General features: G+C 64.5%; 11 protein-coding genes. 7 read left to right on the forward strand and 4 right to left on the reverse strand.

The genetic code is table 11. From position 1 onward, the window contains the following. The first annotated feature begins 261 nt into the window (after nt 1-261). From AC20117_RS20625 to AC20117_RS24155, 3 genes are all read left to right on the forward strand, one after another. The gene (locus tag AC20117_RS20625; protein WP_074701905.1) at nt 262-876 is read left to right on the forward strand and encodes a recombinase family protein; all 615 of its coding nucleotides are present in this window, start codon (nt 262-264) and stop codon (nt 874-876) included. Between the two features lie 1,184 nt (nt 877-2,060). Then, nucleotides 2,061-2,984 (forward strand): WD40/YVTN/BNR-like repeat-containing protein, encoded by a 924-nt coding sequence (locus AC20117_RS23435; RefSeq protein ID WP_158300495.1) that lies wholly within the window; start codon nt 2,061-2,063, stop codon nt 2,982-2,984. Between the two features lie 644 nt (nt 2,985-3,628). Then, nucleotides 3,629-5,674, forward strand: coding sequence for a copper resistance CopC/CopD family protein (locus AC20117_RS24155; protein ID WP_158300496.1), 2,046 nt, complete (start codon nt 3,629-3,631; stop codon nt 5,672-5,674). A gap of 149 nt (nt 5,675-5,823) precedes the next feature. On the opposite strand, the gene AC20117_RS20645 is transcribed toward AC20117_RS24155, so the two are convergent. Continuing rightward, on the reverse strand, nt 5,824-7,074 hold the full coding sequence (locus tag AC20117_RS20645) for an IS256 family transposase (RefSeq protein WP_418202253.1): 1,251 nt from the start codon (nt 7,072-7,074) through the stop codon (nt 5,824-5,826). A 321-nt stretch (nt 7,075-7,395) separates the two neighbouring features. Here AC20117_RS20645 and AC20117_RS20650 point away from each other — a divergent pair, with 321 nt between their 5' ends. Continuing rightward, nucleotides 7,396-7,770, forward strand: coding sequence for a BlaI/MecI/CopY family transcriptional regulator (locus AC20117_RS20650; protein ID WP_074703359.1), 375 nt, complete (start codon nt 7,396-7,398; stop codon nt 7,768-7,770). Then, nucleotides 7,767-8,798 (forward strand): M56 family metallopeptidase, encoded by a 1,032-nt coding sequence (locus AC20117_RS20655; RefSeq protein ID WP_074701902.1) that lies wholly within the window; start codon nt 7,767-7,769, stop codon nt 8,796-8,798. Before AC20117_RS20650 ends, AC20117_RS20655 begins: the two co-directional genes overlap by 4 nt. 232 nt (nt 8,799-9,030) lie before the next feature. On the opposite strand, the gene AC20117_RS20660 is transcribed toward AC20117_RS20655, so the two are convergent. The 3 genes from AC20117_RS20660 to AC20117_RS20670 form a co-directional block, all read right to left on the reverse strand. Then, a complete protein-coding gene (locus AC20117_RS20660; protein ID WP_074701900.1) occupies nt 9,031-9,243 on the reverse strand; it encodes a hypothetical protein in 213 nt (70 codons plus the stop codon). A gap of 2 nt (nt 9,244-9,245) precedes the next feature. Then, entirely contained in the window at nt 9,246-9,539 is a 294-nt protein-coding gene (locus AC20117_RS20665; protein ID WP_074701899.1) for a hypothetical protein, read from the reverse strand. 102 nt (nt 9,540-9,641) lie between these two features. Then, nucleotides 9,642-12,419: a heavy metal translocating P-type ATPase gene (locus AC20117_RS20670; protein WP_083339828.1), complete on the reverse strand. Its 2,778-nt coding sequence runs from the start codon at nt 12,417-12,419 to the stop codon at nt 9,642-9,644. A gap of 217 nt (nt 12,420-12,636) precedes the next feature. Here AC20117_RS20670 and lgt point away from each other — a divergent pair, with 217 nt between their 5' ends. Both lgt and AC20117_RS20680 read left to right on the forward strand, forming a co-directional pair. After that, on the forward strand, nt 12,637-13,626 hold the full coding sequence (gene lgt / locus AC20117_RS20675; protein ID WP_083339827.1) for a prolipoprotein diacylglyceryl transferase: 990 nt from the start codon (nt 12,637-12,639) through the stop codon (nt 13,624-13,626). Further along, nucleotides 13,623-13,865 carry an SHOCT domain-containing protein gene (locus AC20117_RS20680; RefSeq protein WP_074701897.1) on the forward strand — a complete coding sequence of 81 codons (243 nt, stop codon included), beginning with the start codon at nt 13,623-13,625 and terminating at the stop codon, nt 13,863-13,865. The genes lgt and AC20117_RS20680 overlap by 4 nt, the downstream gene beginning before the upstream one ends. The last annotated feature ends 45 nt before the right edge of the window (nt 13,866-13,910 follow it).

The following is a 13,910-nucleotide window of genomic DNA, read 5'->3' on the forward strand; positions in this document are numbered from 1 at the left end:
CTGTCAACGCCTGCTGTCGGGCAGGCGGGCGGACTACCGCTACGGCAACGATGACCGGAACATCGCCTCGCACGGGCCGGCGCTTCGCGACGGGAACGGGAACCAGACGAACGCCCCCCAGCGCAGTGTCACATAGGGGGCCCCTTGAAGGGTTTGAAAAACGTAGAATAAGCAACGGGTAAAGTGACGGTTTTTTGCAGGTATGTCAGGTCGAACACCAGTGTCACCTAAACGGCCGTATAAATGATGGAGAGCAACCGGATGCTGGTCGGCTACATGCGGGTTTCGAAAACCGATGGATCACAGACGAGTGACCTGCAGCGCGATGCTCTGCTTGCCGCCGGCGTCGACTCCGGCCAGCTGTATGAGGACAAGGCGTCCGGCAAACGCGACGACCGGCCGCAACTGGCGGCCTGCCTCAAAGCGCTCCGGGACGGTGACACCCTAATGGTATGGAAACTCGATCGGCTCGGCCGCGACCTACGCCACCTGGTCAACGTCGTCCACGACCTCACCCAACGCGGCATCGGACTCAAAGTTCTCACCGGACAGGGCGCCGCCATCGACACCACCACCGCGTCCGGGAAACTCGTGTTCGGGATCTTCGCCGCCCTGGCCGAGTTCGAACGCGAACTCATCTCCGAACGCACCCTCGCCGGCCTCGCGTCGGCGCGTGCTCGCGGACGAAAAGGCGGAAGGCCCTTCAAAATGACGCCCGCGAAAGTCCGGCTGGCCATGTCATCCATGGGACAGCCCGACACCAAAGTCGCAGACCTCTGCGACGAGCTGGGGATTACCAGGCAGACCCTGTACCGGCATGTATCACCTACAGGGGAACTGCGACCCGACGGAGCCAAACTGCTCGCGAAGAAATAGGCCGACCTCACACACGAGAGGGATGCTTCGAACAGCGGGCGTGCCAAATCTGACCGTGTACGCGGGTTCGACACCGGCTTCTGGACCAGCAATGACGTCCGGCCTACTAACGAGGACTCTTTCTCCACATCATCTGGGTGTTCCAGTTCTAAGAAGTGAGAGTGGTTCCGCATAAGCTACTAAGTGGTCTTCGCCCGCCGGCTTCTCCTCTGTACGGCGGAGCTCGCCTACCAGCTGGCCGACGGCTGGCGCGGACCTGCCCGTTTCGCGCATGAGCTGGCTGCTGCGGCTGATGTTCAAGGGGATGCCCCGTCTCCAGTAATGGCATGCCTGGTGGTCGTGGCAGTGATAAACGGAAACCAGCATTTTCTGCTGCCGACTCTTTACCATCTCCCGCCCAAGCCGACCCGCAGTTGCGGATGCATAGTCCCTGAATTACTATATAGCTTAGTAGATAAGCCCCCGGCATGGCTGACATGCACGGACAAATGTATGGACGATCACTCCGAGGGCGGAACACCCTCTGTACCCGACCGCCGAAGACGAAGGAGGAGCCCGATAAATGAAGCGCTGCTTGCGTTGGCCGTACTGCATGCCCGGTTGGCATGGGCTTGATGGTGTGGTTCATGCTGCACAGCAGGAAGCACAATTCGCCGACGGCGCCGCCTCCCCCGCCTGCCATTGAGGCCGAATTAATAAAGCTGCGCGCCGAAGTGGACCAGCAAGGGGCAGGCGGGCGGGACACCGGGCAGACCGCTCTGGCCTCGCCCTCAACGGGCATTGGTTCCCGGTGAGCGAACCCTGCATGCTTCGCACACAACGGTCCTGTTCCTGCCGCTGACCACGACTACTTCTGCCTCCGCACGATGCGTCAAGCCCGAGCACGATGGCGGGAAAACGGCACATCCGGGAGTATCAGGTGAAGGGGTAAAATCCCGCTCCTCCGTGAAAGCAGCGGCAGCCCTGCGCGGAGCCACCTACCAATCAATCCGACTAATGCCGGAACTGATCCCCATGGGTCTGTCTCCGGAGGCATCGTCGCCTTATCTAGCCGCGCCGACTGGTCGCCTCCGGAACCCGGGGGCCACTATTTGCAACCACATCACTCACCCCTGCTCGGCTAACTTCCACAGCAGCGCCTGTTGCTTCCACCCACAGCCGCATCAATGACTAAGGATCAAATCGTGAACGACACGTCCCGTACGCCCGCAGCACCAGCAGAGAAGCAAAAGAAAGACAGTGCTGGCCGGCGCCGGCGGGTAGCGGCAGCAGTAGCCGCTGCTGTTATCGCCGTCGGCGGTGGTATCGGTCTATTTGCGGCCACCGGCGGGAAAGATGCTGCTACAGAAGCATCAGGGGCTGCAACCAGTCCCTACGTTGGCGGAGATCTGCACATACTGACCTCGCTCGAGGGCCGGCTTTACGTGGGCGGCCACGACGGCGGGGCTGTTTCGACCGATGGTGGTGTCACCTGGACACAACTGCCATCACTTAAAGGGGCCGACCCGATGGGGGCGGCGGCAACAGGGGAAGTCACGCTCATCGGTGGCCACCCCGGCCTTTACCGGTCCACCGACGGCACCTCCTTCGCGAAAGTCAGCGGTGGAGGAGCGCTCGATGATGTGCATGGCCTTGGCGGCTCGGGTGAAATCTTCTACGCCAGCACGGCAGAGGGTGGGCTACAGGTCAGCGACGACGGCGGGAAGAACTGGACGACCCGTAACACTGAGATTGGTCAGTCTTTTATGGGAGTCATTTTGGTGGACCCAGCCGACCCCCAGCGACTGATCGCGACGGATATGGCCAACGGCCTCGTTACCAGTAACGATGGTGGCCGCACGTGGGAAGGCCTGGGCGGACCCGGTGGGCCGATGGCCGTCACATGGGACCCTACCAACACCGCGCGGTTGGTGGTTTCAGGTATGGCCGAAAGCGCCATCAGTAGTGATGGCGGAGAAACCTGGGCCCCTTTGACGGCACCTGAGGGTACTACCGCCACCACCTTCTCCCCCGACGGGAAGACGCTCTTCGCCGCCGTCCGCAACGGCACTAACGCCAGTGTTTACGCCAGCACCGACGAGGGCCGGTCTTGGACAAGTCTGGTTTAGGGCGGCAAAGTTTCACCCGGGCAGGGGGAACTGCCGCAAACTCGCGCCAGTTCCCCCTGCCGCCCCTGGCCCCGCGGCCGGCGCCCTCGCCCCCACTGCCATATGCCTTGATGAGTCAGTTCGGAGATGCAGCCCCGCAGGTTAGTGCTCCCGGGCTCTCCTGCTCCGCAAGCCGCTGCTGGTGTGCCACCGGAGACGATTGGCCGCGGCGCGAGCCTTATCTCGAACGGCAACGCCGGACTTAAAAAAATTCCGCGCTTGTTGCCGCATGGCAGTCAATTCGCGGGAGCCCAGCGGTTTGCGGGATGGAGCGTCACGCTATGTTCCGTCGGCCCAGAGACCTTATTCCTGTTGAGCTCCATATGCTTACCGTCCAACTGTTACCGGCAGGCATCAGCGCACCACACCAAATGACCAGCAACAGGTATCTCCATGCCGATGCCGACCAATATGACGCGTCCTCTCTAAGGTCTCGCCAAGTCCAGGCACTACTATGTTTGTTAGTATTGACGCTCGGTTCGAGTTGCATCTCCGACCCCGGCTACGCGGGACTCTTAGCGCCGTAAGTACTGGAGCCGAGCTTGGAGTGCCTGATGCTGAAGCTGGCCTCCAGATGCCTGCGCCGACGATTATGGAGAGAACTTTTGACGGATCACCAGCAGGTGGGGCTCCTGCCGCAGCCAGCCGGCACCGTATTGGACGCTGGCAAGGGAGGCAGTATTCCCGGAGATTCTGCTTGGCATTCGCGCCTGGGCTCCGCGGCCCGCAGCGGCTGGCGACTGTTGGTCATTGCAGCGCTGGCTGGCATTGCGTTGCTGGGCGGGGCCGGTCCGGCTTCTGCCCATGCCAATCTTCTCTTTACCGCTCCGGCAGCCGGTGCCGCCGTTGCCGACGCCCCGCAGGCCCTGACCCTTCTGTTCGATGAGCCGGTATCTGCCGGCGGCACGGTGGTTGAAGTGTCGGGCGGCGATGCAGGTATCGCCATGGGCCCGGCAACACTTAGCCATGAAGGCCGGGCCGTGGAAGTGCCGGTCGACGGCGTGATGGCACCGGGTGTTTATGTAGTGGAATGGCAGATCACAGCCCGTGACGGGGACGTGATGGGCGGTAGCTATCGCTTCGCTGTGGGTCCGGCCGCAGCTTCACTCGATCCCGGGCAGTCCACGCAGACGCGGGGATTCTGGATCACGGCAGGTTTGCGGTGGATCGTTTTTGCCGGCCTGGCCCTGGGCCTCGGCGAACTGGTTCAGGCCCGCCTGTTGCGGCGCGAACCGGGCGCCGGGCCGCGTACCTGGATGCTGCCGGTGCTGCTGTCGGGTTTGGCCGCGGCGGCAGGCCTGGCCCTGGTGTTGGCAGGCAACGGTTCCCTTGCTCGAGGTGTCCTCAGTCCGGATCCGGAAGCCTTGTTTTCTTCACGTCCCGGGATTCTGGCGTTGGTCACCGCCGGCGGGTTCGCTTTGGCTGTGGCAGCCGAATTCGTGTCCCGCCGCGCCTGGTTGTGGCCTGGCCTGTTCATGGTGGTCGCGGGCGAGGCCCTGCGGGCACATCCGCAGCTGGTGAATCCTGTTCTCGGTATTCCGCTGTCTGTGGTCCATCTGGCCGCCGCGGCGGCGTGGGCGGGAACGCTGGTTTATGCCCTGCGTGCTGCTGCAGCGCGGCGGCACGCACCGCGGGGTATCCGCACAGTCTTTGCGGCCTATGCGGGCCTGGCTGTGTGGCTCTTTGCCGCTGTCGCCGTGACCGGAACCGTTTCGGCGTTGCTCCTGGTGCCGCTGGATGAAATCGCCACCACGGATTACGGGCGCGCTCTGGCCATCAAACTTCTCCTTGTCGCCGCCGTCGCCGCACTGGCTTTACTGGCACGGCGGCGGCTCCGCCGCCGGGCAGCGGGGGTAAAGATTATCCGCCCGGCCCGGATGGAAGCGGTGGCGCTGCTGGTGCTCCTGGGCCTTTCGGCGCTGCTGACGGTGCTGCCGATGCCGGGGACCAAGGACGCAGCGCTGGCTTTTCCGCCGCCGGCCACGGGACCGGCAGTCATCACGGGGGCACTGGCCGGCAATGTGGGCATCACGGCGACGGCCAGCGAAGGCCAGCTCGTGGTGCAGCTGACGGCGCCGCAAACACCGGACGGCACCGGCGGCACCGATCAGCAGTACAGCTTGAGCGGGGCATTGGCGGGCCCTTCCGGCAGGACGCAGGAGCTGGACATGCGCGGCTGCGGCACCGGATGCTACGTCAGCGCCGCCACCTGGGAAAACGGGTCCAGCCGGCTGACGCTGACCGCTACGGCCGAAGGCTGGACCGGCGGCCGCGCCGGCATCACGGTCGCCTGGCCCGCATCGCCTGCCCCGGAGCTTCTCACGGAAGTCGTTTCGACGATGGCGCAAATCCCGGAATTCACGGTGCACGAAGTCGTGACCAGCGACACCACCCAGGGTCTGGGGGCCCCCGCGTCCCTGCAGGTTGAAGGCCCGAGGTTCCTTGACCGGGCCCTTTACGGGTCAGGGACGGCACCTTGGACCAACCGGTTGCCGGACGAGGACGGCCACCGGCGCCTCGCGCTGGCCTACCCCGCCGAAAACGCCTACTTCGAACTCACGCTGGCCGATGACGGCAGAATCCTCTCCGAAACGCTCGCCGCGCCCCACCACCAGGTCACCCGCACATACATCTACACCGGACATGAGTAGTGTCACCGCCCCGCCGGCCATAATCATCCTGACGCAATCCTTCCCCCGAGGAACACCGCCATGAGCACGTTACAGGTGGTGAATTTGTAGATGTAATCCCACCAGTAGGGACTGTCCGATAGACGGTGTGTGGGGTCCGGCGGTATTCATTAGTTGGAGGTTCTCTCGAACCGACCCGCGAAGGTGATCGCGAACGCGTTGAGCGCAGGCTTCCACCTCATCACCCAGCGTGCCCGGCCTCCGCCGGTAGGGTCAAGAGACCTGGTGACCAGGTAGAGGCATTTCAGAGCAGCGGCCTCGTTGGGGAAGTGCCCGCGCGCCCTCACCGCCCGCCGGTAGCGGGCATTGATCGACTCGATCGCGTTCGTCGTGCAGATCACCCGCCGGATCTCCACGTCGTACTCCAGGAACGGCACAAACTCCGCCCATGCGGATTCCCAGAGCTGCACGATGGCTGGATACCGTTGGCCCCACTCGGCTTTGAATTCGTCGAACCTGTCCTTCGCGGCCTGCTCACTGGGTGCGGTGTAGACCGGCTTGAGCGCCTTGACGATCCCGTCGCGGTGCTGCCGGCCGGCGTAGCGGAAGCTGTTGCGGATCAGGTGCACAATGCACTGCTGCACCACCGTTCGCTCCCAGGTGGTCGTGATCGCCTCCGGCAGCCCTTTGAGCCCGTCGCAGACGGCGATGAGCACGTCTTCCACACCCCGGTTCTTCAGCTCGGAGAAGACCTGCAGCCAGAACCGGGCGCCTTCGGCGCCGTCGCCGGCCCAGATGCCCAGGATTTCCCGCTCCCCATTGGTGGTCACGCCCATGACGACGTAGAACGGGGTGTTGCGTACCTGGCCGTCGCGGACCTTGACCACGATCGCATCGACGAAGATCACCGGGTAGATCGGATCCAGCGGGCGGGCGGACCACTCAGCCAGCTCACCGGCGACCTTCTCCGTAATCCGGCTGATGGTGTCCTTGGAGACCTTGGCCCCGTAAACCTCCTCGAAGTGCGCAGCGATCTCCCCGGTCGTCAAACCCCGGGCGCTCAGGGAGAGCACGATCTGATCGATTCCGTCCAAGCGCCGTTTCCGCTTGGGCACGATCACCGGCTCGAAGGATCCCTCACGGTCCCGCGGCACCTCGATCTCCACCGGCCCGATCTCGGTCAATACGGTCTTGGATCGGGTGCCATTGCGCATGTTGGCCGCGATCGGAGTCTCGCCGTGCTCGTGGCCGAGGTGCTCGGTCAGTTCCGCTTCCAGCGCAGTCTCGAGCACGTTTTTCGTGAGCTGGTTCAGCAGACCGCCGGGGCCCACCAGGCTCACGCCCTGTTCCTTGGCCTGCGCGAGCAACTGCTCGGCGAGCTCCTTCTGATCGATGATCTCTCCCGTCACGGGATCGATCATCGCCTCTGTCATCTCGGTCGTGAACTCTGACACGCCCGTCTCCTTTCGGATTAGGCCGGGCCATCACACACCGTTCTTCTTACAGTCCCCACCAGTATCTGCGCTGCCTGTAGAAGCCTCGTGCGGAGGGTATGCAGGCCGTGCAAGCGTCATGATTACTGCGGGCAGGAGCCGATGAAACAAGTGGAAAGTCGATTCCCTGCTAGCTGAACCTCAAGATCAGCGCGGTAAATTCACGTACGGGTTTTCGTGACCGGCTGTCATGCCAGCTACTATGTAAGGTAGGAATAAAAGCCAAGCCCGGGGTAGAAGGTGGTTGTGGTGCGTCAGCTGGGACAGCTGGAAGCTGCGGTGATGGAGCGCGTGTGGTCTGCAGATGCTGCCGTTTCGGTCCGCGAGGTGCTCGATGCTCTGCAGCAGGAGCGCACTATCGCGTATACAACGGTCATGACGGTGATGGACAACCTCCATACCAAAGGCCTGCTGGTGCGCCAGAAAGAGGGCCGGGCTTACCGGTACCGGGCTGCCCGGACACGCGAGCAGCACGCTGCCGAGTATATGCAGAACGTGCTGGCCTCCGGCAGCGACCGTACCGCGACACTGCTGCATTTCCTTGAACAGATGCCCGCCGATGAAGTTGCCGAGCTGCGTCGGGCACTGGATCAGGCCGGGAACGGCGAAGCCGCAACGTCATGACTGTCCCGGTTGTCCTGGTCGTTTTTGCCACAGTTGCTGCCGTCTTGGGGCCGCGGCTGCTTCGGCGAGGCGACTGGCTCACCAGATCGCCGCGGATGGGCATTTTCGCCTGGCAGGCCCTGAGCGGTTCCGTGTTGCTCTCGGCACTGCTCGCTGGAGCAGCGCTGGCCGTACCGACACTGCCTGCAACAGCCAATATTGCCGAGTTCCTGCAGTCCTGCCTGATGCTCCTTAAGGCACAGTATTCGACTCCTGGCGGAGCCGCGGCAGGAATCACGGGCGCGATTCTGGCCGTGAGTGTCCTGGCACGCTACGGCTTCTGCCTCGCCAGATGCATGGTCTCAGCCAGGAGCAGCAGGCTGGAGCAGCTTCGGGCGCTGGCGCTGGTCGCCCGCCGGAATGACCGGTATGGCGTACTCGTTGTGGACCACCCGGTCGCAGCCGCGTACTGCCTGCCCGGCCGCGGACGGCAGATTGTCCTGACCACGGCGGCACTGGACGTCCTGGACGAGGAGCAGCTCAGCGCAGTACTGGCCCACGAGCGGGCGCATCTGCGCGGCCGGCACGATCTGGTCATGGCCGGCGCGGAGGCCCTGGAGCAGGCGTTTCCCCGCGTTCCCGCGTTTCGCGCCGCCCGCTTTGAACTCGCCCGGCTCATTGAGCTGCAGGCCGATGACACCGCTGTGCGCCACTATCCGCGGCTTACGGTTGCTTCTGCCCTGGTCCGTCTGGCTGAGGGCGGCGCGGCGCCCGCCTCCGCGCTGGGGGCCGGAGGCCAGAGCGCACTCATGCGCGTACGCCGTCTGGCGGCACCGTTAAATCCCCTGGGCCCCGGGCGCAGGGCGGCCATTGCGTTGGCCGCGGCCGTCCTGCTTGCCGGACCGGTCCTCCTGGCTGCCGTACCCGCTGCCGGCATTGCGCATGATTTTTCATGCCCGACCGCCGCCGTTGCAAGCCATAAAGACATGGCGGCCCTTGGTTGCCTGCCGGCGGCGCAGGCATGCCCGGAGGGAGCGGCCCGTAGTTAGGGTCCCGTCGGCTTCCCGGCGCTCTCACGTTCGTTGGAAGTCCTGCGCAGCTCTGCGATTTCCTCCCGAAGCAGCTCTGCCTCCGAGGCGCTGCCTGCCGGCCCTTGAGGTTTGGATGCCGCCCCTGAGAGGGCCGCAAGTGAACAGTTGCCCCGTCGCATGGGCCGCAGGCACAGGAAATACATCGCGGCCACCGATACCAGCAAAAGCGCGGCGGCAAACAAGGTTTCCACTAGCGAACCCCGGCCGAATCATGCCCGGTGACGCCGGGTTCCTGCCGGGAACCGCGAAGGCTTTCAACTTCCGCCCGCAACCTGCGGATCTCGTCCGGGGACGCCGCCGTGTCCGGGGCAGCATTCTTTGCCCCCCGCATCATGAACCACATCATCAGACCCATCCCCACGGGGCAGGCAAGCAGTGCCAGGGCATAGAACGCTTCAGCCATCGTCATTTCCCTTCGGTGCGGCCGGCCGGGGGCCCCGCCGGGCCGGTTTCGTCCATCATCTGTTCGTGCATGCGCGCCATGCCCGGATTCTCGTCCATCATCTGTTCGTGCATGCGCGCCATGCCCGGATTCTCGTCCATCATCAGTTCGTGCATGCGCGCCATGCCGGCCCCGTTCATTTCGGATACGTCCGGGGATGAAGGCGGAGCGGTATCGGCCACCGGTACGGACACGGCAGCTCCTGCGGCCAGCACAGCGGCTGTTGCGGCAAGTCCCGCGAAAGTTGCAGAAATCATGATCACCTTTCCAATCTACTATGTTTCATAGTAGTTGAACGGGTGGCAGGCTGCAATGGTTCCCGCCGGCAGGCCTCCTGCTGCAGCCCCACCCCGCGAAGGTCAGCGGCCGGCTCCGGAAGCCTTCACCTGGGCCGGCACCGGTACCGTTCCGGCGTCGCCGGGTTCTTCGGCCGGTTCCGGGGCGAAGCGGTGCAGCCGGCTGGCGTTGACAACGACGCTGATGCTTGAAACGGCCATGGCGGCGGCGGCGATCATGGGCGAGAGCAGGGCTCCGGTGGCCGGGTAGAGCAGTCCCGCGGCGATCGGGATGGCGGCGGTGTTGTAGCCGAAGGCGAGGAAGAGGTTCTGCCGGATGTTGCGCATGGTGGCCTTGGACAGGGCGACCGCCGTGACCAAGGCCTGCAGGTCCCCCGACATCAGGGTGATGTCGGCGGCTTCGATTGCAACATCGGTGCCGGTGCCGATGGCGATGCCGACGTCGGCCTGGGCCAGTGCGGGTGCATCGTTGATGCCGTCGCCGACCATGGCCACAAGTTTGCCCTGGTCCTGCAGGGTGCGGATCTCCGCTGCCTTGTGTTCGGGCAGGACATCGGCCAGGACCCGGTCAATGCCTACCTGGCCGGCTACGGCACGGGCGGTGGCGGCGTTGTCCCCGGTGATCATGACGACCTCGACGCCGAGCCGGTGGAGGGCGGCCACCGCGGCGCGGGAGCTGGGTTTGAGCGTATCGGCGACCGCCACCAGGCCGGCCGCCTGCCCGTCCACGGCAACATACATGGGGGTCTTGCCCTCTTCCGAGAGCCGGGCGGCCTGCTCGCCGAACTGCCCGGTTTCGATTGCCGCGTCGGAGAGCAGGCGGATGTTGCCGATCAGCACCTCCCGGCCGTCGACACTGGCCCTCACTCCCTTGCCGGTGACGGAGTCGAAGGCGCTCACGGGTGAGAGCCGCAGCCCTTTTTCCTGCGCGTTCCGGACGATGGCCGCGGCCAGCGGGTGTTCGCTGTCGGCTTCTGCCGAAGCGACGAGACGCAGCAGTTCGTCCGGGTCCTGGCCCGCAGCCGGAACCAGATCGGTCAGGGACGGCTCGCCCCTGGTGATCGTGCCCGTCTTATCCAGCACCACGGTATCGGCCTTGTGCGCGGATTCAAGAGCTTCGGCGCTCTTGACCAGCACGCCCATGGAGGCCCCCTTGCCGGTGGCAACCATGATCGACAGGGGTGTGGCCAGGCCCAGCGCACACGGGCAGGCGATGATCAGAACGCTCACCGCCGCGACCACGGCCAGGGTCAGGGCCGGACCGACGACAAACCAGACGACGAAGGCGATGACGGCTATGAAGACGACCGCGGGCACAAAGTATCCGGCAACGGTATCGACGAGGCGCTGGATGGGTGCCTTCGAGCTCTGGGCTTCCTGGACGAGCTTGATGATCTGCGCCAGGGCGGTTTCGGCACCGACACGGGTAGCGCGCATGGTGAATGCCCCGGTCGTGTTCACCGTGGCCCCGGTGACCGGGTCGCCGGCGCCTTTGCTGACCGGGACGCTTTCGCCGGTGATCATTGATTCATCTATGGTGGACCGTCCCTCGATGATTTCCCCGTCGACGGGAATCTTCTCCCCCGGGCGTACGCGGATTTTGTCTCCGGCCTGCACTTCGTTGGCGTCGACTTCGACTTCCTGTCCGTCCCTGAGCACCCTGGCGGTGGCCGGGGTCAGGGCCAGGAGCGCGCGGATGGCCTCGCCCGTGCCGGAACGTGCGCGGGCTTCCACCAGGCGGCCCAGCAGGATGACCGTCACGATGAAACTGACGACCTCGTAGTAGACCTCGCGGACCTCTTCGGGAAACACCCCGGGGAAGAAGGTCACTGCCAGGCTGTATCCGAAAGCGGCCGCGGTTCCCAGGGCGATCAGGCTGTTCATTTCCGCCGAGCGGTTGGCCAGGGCGCGCCAGCCGATGCGGTGGATCGGCCAGCCGACAATGAACATCACCGGCAGGGTCAGCACCAGCTGCGTATACGGGTTTTCCAGGAAATCCGGGACGAACCGGCTGCCGATGAAGTGCGAAACCATGGCCGCGTAGAGCACCGGAACCGTCAACACGGTTCCGAGCGCCACGCGCCATTTGAGGTCCCGCACCTCCTGGTGCTGGGCTTCCGCTTCGGCCTCCTCGGTCGGTTCGCTCCCCGGCTCGGGGCGCAGGCGGGCGGGGAAGCCGGTAACGTCGGTGACGGCTTTTTCGAGCTCGTTGGTGCCCGCGCGCTCCGGGTCGTATACCAGCACGGCACGTTCGGCGCCGAAATTGATCTCCGCTGATTCGACGCCGTCGATACGCTGCAGCCGGGATTCGGCTTTCACGGTGTCGATCAGCATGCTGCGCAGCGCGCCGGGGAGCATGAACTCGGCGCGTTCACGGGGTTGGTTGGCCTCGAGCCGGGGTCCGACGCCGACGGCGCGGGCCGTTTCGGCTTCTTCCTCCCGGCCGGTATCGGCCGGTGCAGTTCCGGCAGGTTCGGCGACCAGGCGGCCGTGCAGCATGTTCATCCCGCAGGCCCAGGGATACTCTCCGGGCTCGTCAATGACCAGGTCAACCGTCGTGGTGCCGAACGCCGCCAGCGATGCGCTTTTGCGCAGGTCGGGAAAGACGACCCGGCTGGTGCAGTCACTGTTGTCCTGCCGGTTGAACCGCAGCCTGACCGGGGTACCTGCCGTCACATGCACCAGATCCGGTGTGTATCCGCCGCGCACCGCAATGTCGACCGTCTGGACGCCGCCGGAAACCTCGGCGCGCGTCGCTTTCCGGGGCCGGAAAAAGTACCAGGCGAGGAATCCTATCAAAGCGATACCGGCGGCAATGACGGCTAAATCGAGCGTATCCATTTCTGCTTCTCCATCCACAGTGCGCCCGCCCTGAACCGGACTGCCGCTGCTGCTGTTGTCCGCGAAAACACCTTTAACTAGCTACTATGTAGATTAGTACATATGGCCGGAGGTTTGGCTCCGGCTAAGGAATTCACTGCTTCCACAGGCAGGCAAGAACGAAACGAGCGCCAACAGCAAGGCTGCGAGAAATGCATTTACCAGAGGAAGCTAGACCATGAAACCAGCCATTGGCCCTGCCTTAACCGCGGGCATCCCGAGCCCGGACTGGACCGGCTTCACCATCGGGCCCCTGACCATACATGCCTACGCACTGTGCATCCTGACCGGAATTGCCGCCGGCCTGTGGCTGACCTCCGCCCGCTGGAAACAACGCGGAGGACCGCAAGACGCCGTATGGGACATCGTTGTGTGGGCCATCCCGTTCGGCATCATCGGCGGCCGCCTCTACCATGTCGTTTCGTCACCGGACGCCTATTTCGGCCCCAACGGCGACCTGTCCCTGATCCCCCAGATCTGGCGCGGCGGCCTGGGGATCTGGGGCGCCGTCGCCCTGGGACTGCTCGGGGCATGGATCGGCTGCCGCCGCTCCGGAGTACGCCTCACCTCCTTCATGGACGCGGCCGCACCCGGGCTCCTGCTCGCCCAGGCCATCGGCCGCTGGGGAAACTGGTTCAACCAGGAGCTGTACGGAGGCCCGACAACACTGCCCTGGGGACTTCAAATCGACCCCGGCAACCCGGACTATCCTGCCGGCCTGCCAGCAGGTACCCTCTTCCACCCCACGTTCCTTTATGAGTCCCTGTGGAACCTGCTCGGGGTCGGCATTCTCCTGTTGCTGGACCGGCGTTTCGGATTCCGCGGCGGCCGTCTCTTCTGGCTTTACGCCGCCTACTACACGCTCGGACGCGTCTGGATAGAGGCGATGCGCATCGACGACGCCGAACTCGTGCTGGGCCTCCGCCTCAACATATGGACCAGCATCCTGGTCTTCATCTTCTCCATCGCTGCCTTTATCGCCCTCGGGCGGGAGCAGCGGAAAGCAGGGCCGCCACGGAGCGTATATCTTCCCGGCCAGCCCGCCGAAGACGGGAACACGATGGAACGCGAAGAAAGCCGGAAACACATAAGCAGTACAAACGACGCTGCCGGCCGCCGCAAGACGGATCCGGCCCAAAACAACCCTGAAAGGAGAGACCCGCAATGATGGACTTTATGGGATTCGGCATGGCGTGGATGTGGATCTTCGGCCTTCTGTTGCTCACGGGCCTGGTCCTGCTCATCGTTTTCCTGGTACGTGCCCTGTCCGCCGGCCCCAACCGAGGCAGCCGCAGGAGCGGAGAAGCTACACGTGCCCGGGGCATTCTGGAGGAGCGGTATGCGCGGGGGAAACTAAGTACCGAGGAATACCAGGAGCGCCTGCGCATCCTCAATGAGAATTCGTAGCCGGCCGTACGAAGCATTGCTGGACAAAATTTCGTGCCCTTGCAA

The organism is Arthrobacter crystallopoietes (genome assembly GCF_002849715.1).
Lineage (GTDB): Bacteria > Actinomycetota > Actinomycetes > Actinomycetales > Micrococcaceae > Crystallibacter > Crystallibacter crystallopoietes.